The sequence below is a fragment of the Saccharopolyspora rosea genome, assembly GCF_025643595.1.
GTDB lineage: Bacteria > Actinomycetota > Actinomycetes > Mycobacteriales > Pseudonocardiaceae > Saccharopolyspora > Saccharopolyspora rosea.
The window spans coordinates 2,071,722-2,088,206 of sequence record NZ_CP102826.1; the positions used below are offsets into that span (position 1 = coordinate 2,071,722).

Consider the following 16,485-nt stretch of genomic DNA (forward strand, 5'->3'; position numbering starts at 1 on the left):
TGAAGACTTGGAGCGCACCGGAGCCATCTCGTTCCACCGGCAGCTGCTTCGTGTGCACTGAGGGAGTTTTCGGCCGTAGGAGTGTGGCGCGTGGAGGTTGTGGCCGCTGCTCTCGTGGGCCTGGCGGGCGCCGTCTGCGTGGTCGTGACGCTGCTGTCGGCGGTGAAAACCGTGGTGGTGCCGCGGGCCACGCCGGTACGGATCACGCGTTGGGTGTTCCAGGGCACGGGCGCCGTGTTTTCCGTGCTCGCCGACGGCGGCGATTACCGCAGGCAGGATCGGGTGCGAGCGCTGTATGCGCCGTTGGCACTGCTGACGCTGCCCGTGGTGTGGCTGGTCTTCGTCCTCGCCGGCTACACCGCGATGTTCTGGGCGGTGGGTGTTCGCGGCTGGTGGGCTGCGTTCTTCCAGAGCGGATCGTCGCTGTTGACGCTGCGGTTCAGCGCGCCGGTCGATGCGGTGACGGCGGTGCTGGTGATTTCCGAGGCCGCGTTGGGACTCGGGCTGCTGGCGCTGCTGATCTCGTACCTGCCCTCGATCTACGGCTCGTTCTCGCGACGTGAGGTGATGGTGACCGCTTTGGAGACCCAGGCGGGCACGCCGGCGTGGTCGGCCGCGCTGCTGGAGCGGTTGGCACGCATCGGAGGTCTGGATGATCTTGACTGGTTCTGGCGGGACTGGGCCCGCTGGTTCGCCGACATCGAAGAGACGCACACCTCGTCTCCGGGGCTGGTGTACTTCCGCTCGCCCCACCCGGATCGTTCGTGGGTCACCGCGGCCGGTGCGGTGCTGGACACCGCGGCACTCATCGCGTCGACAGTGGACATTTCGCGTCAACCCGCTGCCGAACTGTGCATCCGTTCCGGCTACGTCGCGTTGCGACGGATCGGTGACTTCTTCGGCTTGCCATACGCCCCCGACCCCGATCCGGATGACCCGATTTCCATTGACCGAGCGGAATACGACGCCGTGTGCCAGCGCCTGACACATGCCGGGGTGCCGTTGCGCGGGGACCGGAACCAGACCTGGCGCGACTTCGCCGGCTGGCGCGTCAACTACGACGCCGTGTTGCTGCGCCTGGCCTGGCTGTGCCGAGCGCCGTCGGCCCCGTGGTCGGCCGACCGGGCCATCCCGTTCCGCCCCACACTGATGCCCCGCCGCAGGACGAAATCCTGACCGCTGGCCACGCCCCAGGAAATGCTCGTCGAGATCACGAAGGCTCCTTCACGCGCGGTTGTGGACAGTTCTGCGTGGGTTCACCTGGCGAACATGTCCTTCCGCTGCTCGACGAACTCCTCAACCGTCTGCGCCGGCCTTCCGGTGATCTCCTCAACCGTGTGCGTCATGCGATCGTAACGGTTCTCGCGATGCAGACGTGCCACGGTGGCCAGGTGCTCCTCCGCATGCGGTCCGAGTCCAGCGCCGGAGAACACGTGCTCGACCCAGTCCTGCCACGGCACGTCGACGTACGCGACCGGCCTGCCCAGCGCGCGGGAGTATTCCTCGGCGACGGCGTGCATGTCCTCGGATCGAGGTCCGGTCAGATCAAGGACCCGGCCGATGTAGGGCCCCGGATCGGCAAGCACCGTGGCGATGACCCGCGCGACGTCGTCGGACGCGACGGGCGAGGTCCGGCCGTTCCCGAACGGGAGCCGGATGGCCCCATTGTCCGCGATGGATTGCGCGGCCACGGTCGTGAACAGCGGGTTATCCAGGAAAACGGTCGGGCGGACGTGCACGACCGGAAGCCCGGACCAGTCGAGCACCTGATCCGACAGCCAGTGCAAGCGCTGCTGGGACGACTCGCTCGTGCTGACTGCGTCCATCTGCGAGACGGTCATCTGCGAGATCGCAACCAGGGCATCGAGGTCGGCGATGGCGCGGGCCACCGTCGCGACCGTGGCCGTGGCCTCCAAGTACGACGGGGACACGCTCATGCTGAAGAACATCCGACGGACCCCGTCGAGGGCCCGCACCACGTCTGCGCGCTGCGTCAGGTCACCGACGACCACCTCGGCGCCCAGCGAACGCAACGCCTCGACGCGGTCATCGTCGTGGTACGCCATCGCTCGAACGGCGAATCCGCGCTCACGCAGGAGTCCCACGATCTTTCCGCCCACGTTGCCAATTTTCCCGCCCGCACCGGTCACCAGCACGGAACCGACCTCGGCCATCGTGTCCACCCCCCTCGGTGGTCACCAGTACGGCACGCCTACGCCTTGACCACCAGCACTCGGCACAGCGCATCTCCGCTGTCGCGAATGGCACTGACCAGTGTGAAGGCGATCCAGCGGCCTGGAGCCAGGACACGTCGTGCTTCTTGGGTACCCATGGGCAGCGGCGCGGTATGTCGAAGGCACCAGCTGGGCTGCAGGATGGCGCTCCGGGGCCAGTGGTATCGCCGGGTCCGGTCGGCTTGCTGTCGACGCGGGTGACAGCGGACTGAGCCCCATGTTCGAGGACGAACGCCCCAGGCGACCAGGTTTCCACGCGGGGAGCATCGGGTGTGAGAAGAAGGGGTGCCGATGGGCCGGCTCGACGGGAAAGTCGCCGTGGTCACCGGCGGGTCTGCGGGGATTGGCGCGGCCACTGCTCGACGTTTCGCCTCGGAAGGGGCGACAGTGTTCGTGACCGGCCGCCGTCAGGCCGAGCTGGACACGACGGTGAACGAGATCAACGCGCAGCACAACGGCGGACAGGCCATCGCGGTGCGCAGCGACGTGTCTTCACTGGCGGATCTGGACCGGCTCTACGCCCAGGTCAGGGAACACAGCGACCGGATCGACGTGCTCTTCGCGAACGCGGGTACGGCCGAGTTGGCACGGCTGGAAGACATCACCGAGGAACACTTCGACCGACTCTTCGGCATCAATGTCAAGGGGTTGCTGTTCACGGTGCAGAAGGCGCTGCCACTGCTGGCGGACGGTGCCTCGGTGATCCTGCCTTCTTCCATCGCGGCATCCAAGGGAGTCGCGGCCACGAGCGTCTACAACGCGACCAAGGCCGCCATCCGCAACTTCGCCCGCACCTGGGCCGCCGAACTGGCCGGTCGCGGTATCCGGGTGAACGCGGTCAGCCCAGGTCCGATCGAGACTCCCGGGTTTTCTGGGCTTTTCGGTGGCGTGACAGACGCCGCGCAAGCAACCGACCTCAAAGACGCTCTCCTGACCGGCATGCCCCTCAGTCGGATGGGAGACCCGGACGAAGTGGCCGCAGCGGTGGTCTTTCTGGCTACGGACGCCAGTAGTTTCACCACCGGTTCCGAGATCTTCGTCGACGGAGGCCTGGCCCAGGTCTGAGCGAAGGCAGCGTCACTCGTCACCCGAGGCCGACCGTCTCAGGAGGATGCGGTGTCTGCGAGCAAGTTCACCGAGCGGCTAACCCGCGATAACGCGGCCGTGGTGCTGGTGGACCACCAGGTCGGTCTCTACAGCGGTGTGCGAGACATCCCGGTCGGCGAGCTCAAACACAACGTGGTGGCCCTGGCCAAGGCGGCCCAGGTGTTGAGCCTGCCGTTGGTGGTGACCACCACCGCGGCGGAGAGCATGTGGGGGCCGGTCATTCCCGAGCTCGCCGAGGTTCTTCCCGACGGCGTGCAGGTCATCGACCGCTCGACCGTCAACGCGTGGGACGACCCGCGCGTGCCCGAGGCCATCCGGGCGACCGGCCGGAACAAGCTGATCATCACGGGCATCTCCACTGAGGTGTGTCTCGCCCTCCCGGCCATCAGTGCCACGGAGGAGGGGTTCGACGCCTACGCCGTGATCGACGCCTCCGGCACCTTCTGGCAGACCAAGCGCGAAGCGGGCCTGCTACGCATGCAGCAGGCTGGAGTGATCCCGATCGACTACTCGACTGCCATCGTCGAAATCCTCGCTGACAACGCCGATCCCCTGGCCGCTGACGTCTACACCGCGCTCGACATGCCGTTCGGGGTACTCGTTGGCCAGATCGCCTCTGCCTTGTCCAAGACCTGATGGTGCAAGCCTCGACGACGCTTGGTAGCGGATGGTGTGCAGGGGCAGTCCGGTGCGTTCAGCGAGCTCGTCGATCTGCATACGCTCGCTCATCTGTCCCTGCCCGGCTCGGGTCCGACCGTAGTAGACCTGGTTCTGCGAGGTGCCGTGGCGAGTGGTTCGACGAGGGCTGCCTCGGTGTCCGAGACCTCGTTCGGCAGTCGGTGCAGCCGGTGCGCGGGGATCGTGAACAGGTCCGCCATGGCGCCGGTGGTCTGGCACCCGAAGACTTCGAGCCGCTGGCAGATGTTGTACCGGCCGGTCTTGCACTGCGGGCATTCACCGCAGAACAAGTTCGGTTCCACCAGCACGCGAGCCCACTGCGACGCCGGACGCCCCGGCTCCCGGCGCCTCGACCACGCCGACGACTTCGTCCCCCGGCCGGTACGGCAGGGGAATGTGGGGGTGGCTGCCCAATGCGGCATGCACGTCCGAGCCGCAGATGCCGACGATCCGGCTCCGGACCATCGCCTCTCCGGCACCAGGCGCGGGCTCGGGCGCCTCTTCGTGGGGCGTCGCTGCGGTCCATGTGTGGGGTTGTGTGGGCGTGCTATCGGGGCGCTCTCGTCGAGGATGGGTCCTTTGTGGAGAGTGGTGTGCGGTGACGTGTTTCGGGGCCGGCTTTCTGTGGGCCGCGGGCTGGTTGTTGCAGACGCCGGGCGATTGAGTTGTTCTTGACTTTGCGTAAGCAGATGATCCGCAGCCGAGGCTGAGGAAGCTTTGATGGATGTCCTCTCGGGTCTCCCAGCGCGGATCCTCAGTCGGCGGAGCCAGTGCAAGGCAAAGGCCATGGCCATGGGGAGTGGCTCCCCGAGCCGGTGACAGCGGCGGGCGTGTTCGATATCGGCGAGACACTGCTGGAGCCGCAATGGGGACCGGCTCAGGGAGCCGGTGACAGGTTGTGAACGACGCAGGCCTGTGGGGCCAGATGGTGTTGCCGCAATGGGGACCGGCTCAGGGAGCCGGTGACAGGGTTGGCTGTTTTCGGGTGTTTTGACCCGGGTTTTCAAAGATCGTTGCGAGCGGTTCCGGCTGGAGAGCGTTCACCGGAGCACGTTGGATCTTACACCCGCGGCATTCGTGGCTTGACCTGCGCTGATGCTGTGCGAGCGGTGATGTGTGGTGGTATCGGTGCCGGGGTGCTCGCACGGGCACCGTTCACCTGGTTTCGGTGGAGGTCGTGGTGATGTCGCCGATGAAGAGGCTTGTCGTGGGGTCGTAGCGGGAGGAGTTGGAGGTGGTCGTCGCGTCCGAGGAGGTCTTTCGTGCCGCGGAACTGTTTGATCTCTCGTTCGTGGGACCAGTTGCGGAAGCGGGTGATGTGCGGCTGCGGAATCGTCTCGGAATGCCGCCACAACACGCCCTGCGGCCCGGTGTCGCCTTCGGCGAGCAGGGCGGCCCACCAGTGCGTCGCTTTCCCGGTCGATGCCATCCTCCGCCCGCCCGAAAGACCCGACCTGGTAGCCACGCCCTGAGTCCTCTGTGGATGTTGTCGGCCCCCAGCGCTATCTCGGCATGGGCCTGTTCACTCCGATCCCGCAGTAGAAGGCCGGTCGCCCGAGAGCCGAATGGGACATGGCGGGGCGAACCATTCGCAGGTGAGGGGAAGTTCGTGGGCGGTGACAGTCGGCGAAGCCTTTCGAGGGCGGAAGCCCGGAGAACGTGCCGCAATGAGGACCGGCTCGGGGAGCCGGTGACACTGCTGGCTGTTTTCGAGTGCGCTGACCTGGGTTTTCAAAGATCGTTGCGAGTGGTTGTGCGTGGAGATCTTTCAACAGCGTCCATGTTGATCTTACCGCGCCGGTTTCCTGCACTGACCTGCGTCAATGCGATGCGAGCGGTTACGCGTGACGGTGCCGCCACCGGGCCGCTCGCGGCACTCTGTCGTGGGCGGCCCGGTCGCGGCGGCGCATGTCCGCGTGCGTGCTCGGTGGCTCACCGTGACTGCGGAGGCCGTCAGCGGTGTCGGATGCCGAGTGCGGAACGAGGTGCGAAGACGAGGGCTTGGCACAGCTTGGTGGCCTCGGTGAGTTCTTCCGCGCTGACCTCGCTGTCGTCCTGGTCCAGTCACGTTCACCGCTCCCAGGTTCAGGGCGTTGAGGTCGAGGAGTTCGTAGCGCTCCAAGCGTTTTACCTCGGTCGAAGGGTACGCCCATCGCTCGTACCGTTATCGGTCAAGGGCGTTGCGTCCTTCACTGCTGCTGTTATGGAAGTCGTTCGCAGTACTGGATGGTCGTCCGCTCGCCACCACCCAGCGCGCCCTCGGCTACGCCGCAATGTCCGCAGTTCCAGGGCTGCGTCGTGCCGGAGGTGGTCCCGACCTTCGAGGTCGACAGTGGTGCGAACCCGGTTGCGGCGTTCGGGATCCGCTGGGCGCAGCAGAATCTCGCCACTCACCCCGGTCTCGCCGGGGCCGGGGAGCCGCTGCACCGCTTGGCCAAGCGATCCCAGCAGCGCAGCAACCGCAACATCGTCTGCGGCACGCGATGGTTCCCGGACCTGTTGACCGTGCCGACCGACAGCTGCGACGAGTACCCCTTCGCGGCAACCCGGGAAGGCGGCAGCATGCCCGGCCCGGAGTGCGCCGAGCTCAAGCCGCACGTGAACCTGCTGTCGTGGCCCTGGGAAGTCCAAACGGGACCCGATGGGCAGCCGATCGCCGATGTCGTGCACGCACCGGCACCGAACACCACCTGTGCCCGGGTGCACGTCCCGCTGGGGCAGAACACCGACATCGGCGGTGACCTCGGGCGTTTCGCCACTGCGCAGCGCCTCGTCGACAACGATCCGTATTGGGTTTCCGCGGCGTGATCCCGGTGGTGTGGGGTGGCCGATCCGTCGCCCCACACCACGAAGCGGGGCTCATCGCCTGATCAGGGCGGTGGGCAACGGAGCGGCGAACATCGTTTCCTCGTCGACCGCCACGCCCCACACCGAGTGCACCAGGGCCATCGTCGCCGCCCGCACCGACTCCGGTTCGTCGTCCGGGCCCAGTCCGACTTCGGCCAGCTCGTGCAGGAAGCGGTCCGGCTGTTCGCCGTACGTGTTTTCCGGAATCGTCGTTTCCACGATCGTCGTCAGCCGGCCGTCCTCGGCGTAGTAGAACAGGTCCATTCCCGAGGCCGACGAGAACACGCTCACCGCGCGCGTACCGGCGGACAACGCAGGCAGCGTCTGCTCGTTCACGCCGGTGTTCGCGTCGTGCTCGATCAGCACGGTCCACGTTCCACACCGACCGGCGCGAATCACGGGAACAGCGCCCGCTGTACGAGAGAACTCGTCGGCATCGGCCGCGGACAATTCCGGAAGGGTCCCGACGTCGGCGCCGATCCGCTCCAGCGCCTCGACAGGCTCAACTCCCTCCACGAACGACACGCTGTAGCCGACGATCGCGTCGTCGTCCAGCCACCCGAAATCATCGCCAGAGGTCATGCTCCGATGGTATCGACAGAGACGACCGCGAACACCGAAAACGACGGTCGTGCACGTGCCACGCACGGCCCTGCCGACTCCACCAACAGCCCCTGCTGGGGCTCAACGCTGCGTAACTACTCGTAGCTCCCCACCAACTGGCACCGGGTAATCCCAACTGGCCGCAGACGGTGTGTGCTGGATCGACTTCGTTCCGGTGTTCTTGGTCTGGGTTCGGGTCGTGGTGGAGCGAACCAGGAGCGCGGGTGCCTGGTTTTGACCGGCCTTGCGCATGGGGTCGGGGTTGCGGCCTGCCGGAGATGCACGCTGCGGTGGCGCGGTCACGGCTCGGGGCCGAGGACACTGACGTCCAGTTCGGGCAGGAAGCGGTACGGGCGGTGGTCGAGCAGGTCGCCGAACTTCTTGCGGAGTCGGGACATCTCGGCCCGCACCGTGACCGTGCGGGTGCGGTCGCCCGTGAGGTGCTCGGCGAGTTCGGCCGCGGTGCGGCCGGCGGGTTGCGCGGCGAGTGCGACGAGGATGTCGGCGTGGCGGCGGCTGAGGTGGTAGGTCCAGCTGCCTGCGTCCCGGTGCACGGTCAACGTCGGCCGTGACGTGCTGCGGTCGTCCAGGACGACGCGGGTCGTCGTGGTGGCCGCGTCGTCGCGCAGCCGCAGCAGCACGCCCTCCGGGAGGGGCTCCACCGAGCACGGACCGAAGGCGGGCAGCCACAGCCGGGACGCGTCGAGCCGGTCGGGCAGGGCGACGCGGTCGACCGGTGGTAGGCCGGTCGAGGCGGCCACCCATCCGCACCGGTCGGTGACCAGAGCGGGGCCGCGCAGCTTCGCGAGCAGCGGGGTGGCGATGGTGCGGAGCCGGTCCAGGCACCCGCGGTGCTCCTCGCGCAGTCGGGCCTCGGCCAGGCCGGCGACCGCGCGCACCAGCGCGAGCGTGTTCGGGTGCACGGTCCCGGCGGGCCCGCTGACGTCGGCGGCCCCCAGCAACCGCCCGTCGCGCGGGTCGTGCACGGGTGCGGCCGCGCAGGTCCAGTTGTGGTGGGTGCGCACGTAGTGCTCGGACGAGTGGACCTGGACGGGGATCCTCTCGACGAGCGCGGTGCCGATGGCGTTGGTGCCGACCTCGTCCTCCCGCCACGACGCGCCCTCCACGAAGCCGAGCTGGTCCGCTCGCCGGAACACCTCGGGATGCCCCTCGCGCCACAGGATTCGCCCTTCGGCATCGACGATGACCACGATGTGCCCGGCGCTCTCCGCCGCCGGCACCAGGCCGCAGCGGAGTTCGCGCAGCGCCTCGCGGGTGAGCCCGCAGCGCGTGCGGCGGTGTTCGACCTCGGTGGCCGACACGGGTCGGCAGTCGGAGCCGCGCTCCGGGTCGAGTCCCCGACCGCGGACCCGCCGCCAGGACTTCACGATCAGCGGCCGCGGTGGCGCGGCGGGACGTCGGCTGGTGAGCGCAGCTCCACGTGCCCTGGTGAGCGGCCGCGGGTGCGCTTCCGGGGCGATCGCGGCCTCGGACTCCTGAGCGCGCATGCCGCCTCCTCCTCGTTCGACCTGGGCACCTGTCGTTCTCCAGGGGGTTACCGCGACGTGTCGTCCACGTCACGTGGGCACAGGAAAGCCTCGCCGACGGCCGCGCGCAAGAGTTGCAGGAGGTTGCAACGAGCCTCTCCGGGACCCGACTCCGGTCCGGGCATGCAACGCGACGCAACGGCTGTCCGGCACCGGACGCCGTTCCTACGTTGTACGGCCATGAGCCGAAATCCCGTGTCTTGCCGCGGGTTCCGGTCCGTCCCGGCGGATCGGTGACGAGGAGGACGATGACGTTGCAGAAATCCGCACTGCTGAGTGCGTACCGGAAGATGTCGCGGATCCGGGCGTTCGAGGACCGGTTGCACGAGGAGAACGCCACCGGCGACATCCCGGGTTTCATCCACCTGTATTCGGGCCAGGAAGCGATCGCGGTCGGTGTCTGCGAGAACCTCCGCGACACCGACCACATCGGTTCCACCCACCGCGGGCACGGTCACTGCATCGCCAAGGGGTGCGACATCGACGGCATGATGGCCGAGATCTTCGGCAAGGACGATGGCCTCTGCCACGGCAAGGGCGGTTCGATGCACATCGCGGACCTGTCCGTCGGGATGCTCGGCGCCAACGCGATCGTCGGCGGCGCTCCTCCGCTGGCGATCGGTGCCGCGCTGAGCGCCAAGACGTTGGGCACCGGTGGGGTCGCCGCCTCCTTCACCGGCGACGGTGGATCCAACCAGGGCACGACGTTCGAAGCGATGAACATGGCGGTGGTGCTGAGCCTGCCGGTCGTGTTCGTGATCGAGAACAACGGGTACGGCGAGGCCACCGGAACCGACTACGCGGTCGGAGCACCGGACATCGGCGCGCGTGCGGCCGCGTTCGGCATGCCCGCGGTCACGGTGGACGGCACGGACTTCTTCGCCGTGCACGAGGCCGCGCACGAGGCGGTGCAACGGGCCCGGGCCGGTGGCGGGCCGACCACCATCGAGGCCAGGGCGAACCGCTTCTACGGCCACTTCGAGGGCGACGCCCAGCTCTACCGCACGCCCGAGCAGGTGGCGGAGCTGCGCCGCGAGCACGACCCGCTCCGGATCTTCCGCGCGAAGGTCGACCGCCGGAAGGTCACCGCGCGGGAACTGGACGAGATCGACGAGGAGTCGAGGACGTTGGTGGACGACGCCGTCGCCCGCGCGAGGGCCGCCGCGTACCCGCCGATCGAACACCTGGTGACCGACGTCTACGTGTCGTACTGAGGGAAGGCAGCGATGACCACCTCGAAGAAGACGTACCGCGAAGCGGTCAGGGAAGCCCTGGCCCAGGAGATGCGGCGGGACGCGTCGGTCGTGCAGATCGGCGAGGACCTCCGCGGCGGGCATGCCGGGACGAACCCGGATCTCGACAGCAAGAAGATCGAGGCGTTCGGCGGCGTCCTGGGCGTCACCAAGGGCCTGTGGGGCGAGTTCGGTTCGGAGCGGGTGATCGACACGCCGATCACCGAGTCCGCGATCATCGGAATGGCCGCCGGAGCGGCGCTGACCGGACTGCGCCCGGTCGCCGAGTTGATGTTCATGGACTTCTTCGGTGTGTGCTACGACGCGCTGTACAACCAGGCGGCGAAGTTCCGGTACATGTTCGGCGGCAAGGCGCGCACGCCGATGGTGGTGCGCGGGATGATCGGCGCGGGTTTCTCCGCCGCCGCGCAGCACTCCCAGTCGCCGTACCACGTGTTCGCCTCCGTACCGGGACTCAAGGTCGTCGCGCCGTCGAACGCGCACGACGCCAAGGGTCTGCTCATCCAGGCGATCCGGGAGGACGACCCGGTGGTGTTCTGCGAGCACAAGACGCTGTACGACACCAAGGCGGAAGTGCCGGACGAGCCGTACGCGATCCCGTTCGGGGTGGCCAACTACACGCGTCAGGGCACCGACGTGACGGTGGTGGCGCTGTCGGCGATGGTCAACGCGGCCAATGACGTCGCCGACAAGCTCGCCGGTGAGGGGATCTCGGTGGAGGTCGTGGACCCGCGCACGGTATCTCCCCTCGACGAGGAGGGGATCCTGGAGTCGGTGGCCGCGACCGGCCGCTTGGTGATCGTGGACGAGTCCGCGGCGCGCTGCGGTTTCGGGCACGACGTGGCCGCGCTCGTGGCCACCAAGGCGCTCGACGCCCTGCGGGCTCCGATCGAGATCGTGACTCCGCCGCACACCCCGGTACCGTTCTCACCCGCTCTGGAGAAGGCGTGGCTGCCCGACGCCACCCGGATCGAGACGGCGATCCGCAAGTTGGTGAACGCCTGATCATGAGCGAGATCAACCTCATCGAAGTGCCGAAGTGGGGCCTGTCCATGGAGGAGGGCACCGTCACGCGATGGCTGGTCGCGGAAGGGGACCGGTTCCGCCGGGGCGAGCCGATCTGCGAGGTCGAGACCAGCAAGATCACCAACGAGATGGAGGCCCCGTTCGACGGCGTGCTGCGGCGCGTCGTCGCGAAAGCGGGCGAGACGCTTCCGGTCGGCGCTGTGCTGGCGGTGTCGGCGGACGGCGACGTCCCCGACGCCGACATCGACGAGCTGCTGGCGAAGCGCGGGGCGGCATCGCCCGAACCGCGCGAGGAAGCGGCCGAGGCCGAGCCGCCGATTCCGGCCGGTGCCCCGGAAACGGCCGAGGCACCGGCGGCGCCGCGGGTGGGACGCGAGGCGTCGACCGTGGTCCCGGATGCCCTGCGCGGGACGACGGAGGAGGACGTCTTCGCGACACCGCGCGCACTGCGATTCGCCACCGAGCACGGCGTGGATCTGGCGAAGGTGCCCGGCAGCGGTCGTTCGGGACGCGTTTCGCTGGAGGACGTCCGCGAGGCCATCCGCGAGGCGGGGGGCTCCGTGGCGGCACCGCCGCGGGAACCGGCGCGGACACCGCGGTCCACCGTGGACGATCGCGGCGTCGCCGCCACCCCGGTGGCTCGGCGCCTCGCCGCGGAGCTCGGGCTCAACCTGCACGACTGCCGCGCGACGGGTTCGCGGGGCCGGGTGTGCGTGGCCGACGTCCGCGAAGCCGAGCGGAGGTTCCGCGCCGCGGTGGAACCCGAGGCGCCGAACGGCTCCGAGGCCGGGCACGAGGAAGCGCCGGCGCCGTTCGAGACGATCCCGCTCACCTCGATGCGGCGGGCGATCGGGCAGCGCTTGCAGGCGTCCAAGCGGAACTCGCCGCACTTCCGGCTGTCGGTGGACCTGGAGATCGACCGGATGCTGGCGCTGCGGTCGGAGATCAACGCCACCGCGCCCGCGGTCAAGTTGTCGGTCAACGACTTCATCGTCAAAGCGTGCGCGTCGGCGCTGCGCGAGGTTCCGGAGGTCAACGTCCAGTTCGACGAGGAGTCCCAGTCCGTGTTGCGGTGCGAGCACGCGGACGTGGCGGTGGCGGTCGCGCTGCCGTCCGGGTTGATCACCCCGATCGTCCGAGCCGCCGACCGCAGGGGGCTGGCCGAGATCTCCGCGTCGGTGCACTCGCTGGTCACCAAGGCCAAGGCGGGCACGCTGCGGCCGGAGGAGTTCCAGGGCGGCACGTTCACGGTGTCCAACCTCGGCATGTACGGGGTGCGCGAGTTCGACGCGATCATCAATCCGCCGCAGGCCGCGATCCTCGCGGTGGGGGCGGGCGAACAACGGGCGGTCGTGGTGGACGGGCAGCTCGTGGTGCGCACGCTGGTGACCGCGACGCTGTCCTGCGACCACCGGGTCGTCGACGGTGCGTTGGGCGCGACGTTCCTCCAGGCGCTCAAGCGGTTCGTCGAGGCGCCGACGCGGCTGCTGGTCTGAGGAGGGATGATGAGCCAGAACTACGACGTCCTCGTCATCGGCGGCGGTCCGGGCGGCTACGTCGCGGCGATCCGGGCCGCGCAGCTGGGGCTGCGGACAGCCGTCGTCGAACGCGACCGGCTGGGCGGGATCTGCCTGAACTGGGGCTGCATCCCGACGAAGGCCCTGCTGCACGGGGCCGAGGTCGCCCACACCCTGGCCAACCTGGAGCCGCTGGGATTCAGCGCGTCCGCAGTGGACTTCGACATGGCGCGTCTGGTGGAGTACAGCCGTTCGGTCTCGCAACGCCTGTCCGGCGGTGTCGAGCACCTGATGCGCAAGAACGGCATCGATGTCCTGATCGGCAGCGCTCGTCTGGTGGACAAGGGCGTGGTCCGCGTCGTCGTCGAGAGCGAGGACGGCCTGCGGGCCGAGACCGAGCACCGCGCGGACCACGTCATCCTGGCGACCGGGGCCCGGCCGCGCCCGGTGGCGGGGATCGAGCCCGACGGGAAACGGATCTGGACCTACTTCGAGGCGCTCGTGCCGCCGGAGTTGCCGAAGTCGTTGCTGGTGGTCGGTTCCGGTGCGATCGGGGTCGAATTCGCCAGCCTGTACCGGGACCTGGGCAGCGAGGTCACCTTGGTGGAGGCAGCGCCGCGAATCATGCCCGCCGAGGACGTCGATGTCTGCGACCACGTGCGCCGCGCGTTCACCAGGCGCGGTATCCGCGTTCACACGGGCGCCTCCGTCGCAGCCGTGGTGGCGACCGACGACGCCGTGACGGCGGAGATCACGTTGCCCGGCGGGTCGGCCGAGCACGTCTCGGCCGACCGGGTGCTGGTCGCGGCGGGCGTCCAGGGCAACGTGGCGGACCTCGGCCTGGACGACGTCGGGGTCGAGGTCGACGGCGGCTTCGTCCGCACCGACCAGTGGTGCCGCACCACCGCATTCGGCGTCTACGCGATCGGGGACGTCGCCGGCGGGCCGTGCTTGGCGCACAAGGCCGGCCACGAAGCCGTGCTGTGCGTCGAGAAGCTCGCCGGACTCGGCGGGGTGCAGCCGCTGGACCGCGCCTACGTCCCCGCCTGCACCTACGCGAGGCCGCAGGTGGCGCGGCTCGGCCTGACCGAGGAGCAGGCGCGCGCCGGCGGGCGACCGGTCCGGGTCGGCAGGTTCGACCTGCGGGCCTCGGGCAAGGCGCTCACCCTCGGAGCCGCCGCCGGGTTCGTGAAAACGATCTTCGACGAGTCCACCGGCGAACTGCTCGGCGCCCACATGGTCGGCCCGGAGGTGACCGAACAGATCCAGGGCTTCGGCATCGCCCGCGCGCTGGAAGCCACCGGCGAAGACCTCGCCGGGGTCGTGTTCGCGCATCCGACGCTGTCCGAGGCGATGCACGAGTCGGTGCTCGCGGCGCTGGGCAGACCGCTCAACGCCTGACGAGGAGGGGGTGCGGCCCCCGCGACCGGGCCGCACACCCGTCGCACGGTCAGGCACCGCGTCGCCGGCGGGAGCTGTTGCGGCGCGGTCCTGGGATCGGAGCCGCGAAACACATCGCCGGTCCTGGCCGCTGGTCAGCCTTCGTCCGACTGGAACCAGCGCGGGCTGTTGCCCTGGTCCGCGCAGTCGGTCGAACAGGCCAGTTCACGTTGCGCATCGAGCTGGGCCAGGCGGGCGGTGAGCGCCTTCGTGATGTGCGAATAGCTGTCGCTGCCCAGAGCGAGGCGCAGCGGGGCGGGATCCTGATCCACGCTGGCGATCATGGCGTCGACCATCTTGCCCTGGTCGCCTGGCGAGAGGATCGACTTGTCGTCGACGATGTGGTTGATCCTGCGGGAAGGTGAGATGTCGTAGGCGGGGATGCGCGGCCCGACGATCGCGCTTCGGTTGCGGAAGCCGGTGCTCGCGCTGCCGGGCTCGACGATCGTGCATCCGATCCCGAACACGGCCACCTCCTGCGCGACGGTCTCCATGAAGCCTTCGATGCCCCACTTCGTCGCGTGGTAGAGCGAGCTGCCGGGGATCGCCACCTGGCCTCCCAGGCTGGAGATCTGGAGGATGCGGCCGCCGCCTTGCGCGCGCATGTGAGGAAGGGCCGCTCGGACGAGCTGGATCGATCCGAGCAGGTTGGTATCGATCTGGTGCCGGACCTGTGCGTCGGTCACCTCCTCGGCGGCGCCCAGCAGCCCGTAGCCGGCGTTGCTGACCACCACGTCGATGCGGTCCATGGCGGCCCAGGCAGCGTCGACCGTCGGCCTGATCGCGTCGGTGTGCGTCAGGTCGAGGGAGGCGAGCCACAACCGATCGCCGAACTGCGCCTTCAGGTCATCGGCCGCCGAGAGGTCGCGGAGCGTGCCGGCGACGCGATCGCCCGCCGCGAGCAGCTTTTCCGCCATCACGCGACCGAAGCCGGTGCTGATGCCGGTGATGAACCAGGTCCTCATTGGTGAATTCCCCCTTGCGGCGACGAAGTGTCGACGACGATCTCGCCGTTCAGGATCGTCATGCTCAGTTCGCGGAGGTTGCTGATGTCCTGGGTGGGATCGGCGGTCAGCACGATCAGGTCGGCGCGCTTGCCGGGCGCCACCGTGCCGAGATCGGGGCGGACGCACTGCCGCGCCGCGCTGCTGGTGCCTGCGATGAGCGACTGGACGGGCGTCATCCCCGCTGCGACCATCAGCTCGGCCTCTTCCAACGTGTTCGCCCCGAACAGGCCCCGGCCGCTGAAGGTGTCGCTGCCCAGGGCGATGTTCACGCCGGCATCGGCGACCTTCTTGACGTTGCCTCGGGTGTCCGGATGGATCTCGTCGTGAATCCAGAGCGTCGGTGTGTAGGTGATGTCGCGTTCGAGCATCAGGTCGATCAGCGAGTGATCGGTGATCGGTTCGACCGTGACGCCATGCTCCAGGCCGTCTGCGCCGGCCTCGATCGCTTCGCGTGCCGCGACCTGCTGGGTCGTGTGAACGGTCACCCGCAGCCCTCGCTCGTGCCCGGTTTCGATGCCCGCCCGAAGAAGATCGCGGGGGAGCCGCTCCAGCTCGACGGCAACCGGAAAAGCGGCGTTCCGCCAGACGTACTGCGGTGAGCCGGGGCACGCGCACGCGCCTTCGGAGAGGAGTTTGATCGCGTCCACCTTCTGGTCGGCCAGCGCATGCACCACATCACGCATCTGCTGCACGCTGTCGATCTCGGCGGTGAATCGTGCGCGTGCCCAAGGGTTGTCGCCGAAGATCGTGGCCGCGGGGTGCCCGTCGCGTCCGGTGATGCCGCAGCCGGTCGCCAACAGCCGCGGACCCCGCAGGGCGCCCGCAGCGATCTCGGCGCGCGTCCGCAGTATTCCCCCGGTCGGATCGCCCACCGACTTGATGGTGGTGATCCCGTGCTGCAGGAACAAGTCGAGCCGTCCGGGGAGTTCGTTGTCCTCGAACGCTTGCACCGATTCCTGATCGGACACCGCGCGGACGTCGTAGAAGTGCAGGTGCGTGTCGATCAGTCCCGGCATCACCCAGCCTTCGGCCGCGTCGACCTCCCTGCTGCCCCTCAGCGGTTCTGCCGAGACGGCGGCGATCTGTCCACCATGGACGGCGACGTCGTGGAGTCCGGCGCGCGCCTGGTGGCCGTCGAAGACGTGCGCACGGCGGATGACGAGGTCGTACGGTGCGGGATCGCGTGCTTCGGTCACCTCGGGTTCTTCGGCCATCGCTCTCACTCC

Annotated in this window: 13 protein-coding genes and 1 pseudogene; 8 read left to right on the forward strand and 6 right to left on the reverse strand. The window is 68.7% G+C overall.

Annotated elements, in window-relative coordinates:
• The first annotated feature begins 90 nt into the window (after positions 1–90).
• Complete coding sequence (locus NV263_RS10060) at positions 91–1,176, forward strand: hypothetical protein (RefSeq protein WP_263252450.1); 1,086 nt, start codon at positions 91–93, stop codon at positions 1,174–1,176.
• A gap of 80 nt (positions 1,177–1,256) precedes the next feature.
• Here NV263_RS10060 and NV263_RS10065 read toward each other — a convergent pair whose 3' ends face one another.
• On the reverse strand, positions 1,257–2,174 hold the full coding sequence (locus NV263_RS10065) for an NAD(P)H-binding protein (RefSeq protein ID WP_263252452.1): 918 nt from the start codon (positions 2,172–2,174) through the stop codon (positions 1,257–1,259).
• A gap of 351 nt (positions 2,175–2,525) precedes the next feature.
• On the opposite strand from NV263_RS10065, the gene NV263_RS10070 reads away from it, so the two are divergent.
• A complete protein-coding gene (locus NV263_RS10070; RefSeq protein WP_263252454.1) occupies positions 2,526–3,299 on the forward strand; it encodes a glucose 1-dehydrogenase in 774 nt (257 codons plus the stop codon).
• Positions 3,300–3,350: 51 nt separating this feature from the next.
• Positions 3,351–3,977: an isochorismatase family protein gene (locus NV263_RS10075; protein WP_263252455.1), complete on the forward strand. Its 627-nt coding sequence runs from the start codon at positions 3,351–3,353 to the stop codon at positions 3,975–3,977.
• A gap of 89 nt (positions 3,978–4,066) precedes the next feature.
• On the opposite strand, the pseudogene NV263_RS30670 reads toward NV263_RS10075, so the two are convergent.
• Positions 4,067–4,871 (reverse strand): annotated as a pseudogene (locus NV263_RS30670) (zinc-dependent alcohol dehydrogenase).
• A gap of 1,446 nt (positions 4,872–6,317) precedes the next feature.
• On the opposite strand from NV263_RS30670, the gene NV263_RS10080 reads away from it, so the two are divergent.
• Positions 6,318–6,827, forward strand: a complete 510-nt coding sequence (locus NV263_RS10080) for a NucA/NucB deoxyribonuclease domain-containing protein (RefSeq protein ID WP_263252457.1) — start codon at positions 6,318–6,320, stop codon at positions 6,825–6,827.
• Positions 6,828–6,878: 51 nt separating this feature from the next.
• Here the strand turns inward: NV263_RS10080 and NV263_RS10085 are convergent, their stop codons facing one another.
• Together NV263_RS10085 and NV263_RS10090 are read right to left on the reverse strand one after the other, a co-directional pair.
• Positions 6,879–7,448 carry a DUF6461 domain-containing protein gene (locus NV263_RS10085; protein WP_263252459.1) on the reverse strand — a complete coding sequence of 190 codons (570 nt, stop codon included), beginning with the start codon at positions 7,446–7,448 and terminating at the stop codon, positions 6,879–6,881.
• Positions 7,449–7,768: 320 nt separating this feature from the next.
• Entirely contained in the window at positions 7,769–8,977 is a 1,209-nt protein-coding gene (locus NV263_RS10090; RefSeq protein WP_263252460.1) for a helix-turn-helix domain-containing protein, read from the reverse strand.
• 287 nt (positions 8,978–9,264) lie between these two features.
• Between NV263_RS10090 and NV263_RS10095 the strand changes: the two genes are divergently transcribed.
• Genes NV263_RS10095 through lpdA form a run of 4 tightly spaced genes read left to right on the forward strand, consistent with a single transcriptional unit; the run spans position 9,265 to position 14,213 of the window.
• A complete protein-coding gene (locus NV263_RS10095; RefSeq protein WP_263252462.1) occupies positions 9,265–10,230 on the forward strand; it encodes a thiamine pyrophosphate-dependent dehydrogenase E1 component subunit alpha in 966 nt (321 codons plus the stop codon).
• A 12-nt stretch (positions 10,231–10,242) separates the two neighbouring features.
• Positions 10,243–11,274: an alpha-ketoacid dehydrogenase subunit beta gene (locus NV263_RS10100; protein ID WP_263252464.1), complete on the forward strand. Its 1,032-nt coding sequence runs from the start codon at positions 10,243–10,245 to the stop codon at positions 11,272–11,274.
• Positions 11,275–11,276: 2 nt separating this feature from the next.
• Positions 11,277–12,791, forward strand: coding sequence for a 2-oxo acid dehydrogenase subunit E2 (locus NV263_RS10105; protein WP_263252466.1), 1,515 nt, complete (start codon positions 11,277–11,279; stop codon positions 12,789–12,791).
• 6 nt (positions 12,792–12,797) lie between these two features.
• Positions 12,798–14,213, forward strand: a complete 1,416-nt coding sequence (lpdA, locus tag NV263_RS10110) for a dihydrolipoyl dehydrogenase (RefSeq protein ID WP_263252467.1) — start codon at positions 12,798–12,800, stop codon at positions 14,211–14,213.
• Positions 14,214–14,347: 134 nt separating this feature from the next.
• Here the strand turns inward: lpdA and NV263_RS10115 are convergent, their stop codons facing one another.
• A complete protein-coding gene (locus NV263_RS10115; RefSeq protein WP_263252469.1) occupies positions 14,348–15,217 on the reverse strand; it encodes an SDR family oxidoreductase in 870 nt (289 codons plus the stop codon).
• Positions 15,214–16,473 (reverse strand): amidohydrolase family protein, encoded by a 1,260-nt coding sequence (locus NV263_RS10120; RefSeq protein ID WP_263252470.1) that lies wholly within the window; start codon positions 16,471–16,473, stop codon positions 15,214–15,216. Before NV263_RS10120 ends, NV263_RS10115 begins: the two co-directional genes overlap by 4 nt.
• Between the last annotated feature and the right edge of the window lie 12 nt (positions 16,474–16,485).

Bases quoted from the DNA above. Each gene is read 5' to 3' on its own strand.
- NV263_RS10120 (WP_263252470.1), bottom strand. From the start codon at position 16,473: ATGGCCGAAGAACCCGAGGTGACCGAAGCACGCGATCCCGCACCGTAC.
- NV263_RS10095 (WP_263252462.1), top strand. From the start codon at position 9,265: ATGACGTTGCAGAAATCCGCACTGCTGAGTGCGTACCGGAAGATGTCG.
- NV263_RS10085 (WP_263252459.1), bottom strand. From the start codon at position 7,448: ATGACCTCTGGCGATGATTTCGGGTGGCTGGACGACGACGCGATCGTC.
- NV263_RS10090 (WP_263252460.1), bottom strand. From the start codon at position 8,977: ATGCGCGCTCAGGAGTCCGAGGCCGCGATCGCCCCGGAAGCGCACCCG.
- NV263_RS10065 (WP_263252452.1), bottom strand. From the start codon at position 2,174: ATGGCCGAGGTCGGTTCCGTGCTGGTGACCGGTGCGGGCGGGAAAATT.
- lpdA (WP_263252467.1), top strand. From the start codon at position 12,798: ATGATGAGCCAGAACTACGACGTCCTCGTCATCGGCGGCGGTCCGGGC.
- NV263_RS10105 (WP_263252466.1), top strand. From the start codon at position 11,277: ATGAGCGAGATCAACCTCATCGAAGTGCCGAAGTGGGGCCTGTCCATG.
- NV263_RS10115 (WP_263252469.1), bottom strand. From the start codon at position 15,217: ATGAGGACCTGGTTCATCACCGGCATCAGCACCGGCTTCGGTCGCGTG.
- NV263_RS10100 (WP_263252464.1), top strand. From the start codon at position 10,243: ATGACCACCTCGAAGAAGACGTACCGCGAAGCGGTCAGGGAAGCCCTG.
- NV263_RS10070 (WP_263252454.1), top strand. From the start codon at position 2,526: ATGGGCCGGCTCGACGGGAAAGTCGCCGTGGTCACCGGCGGGTCTGCG.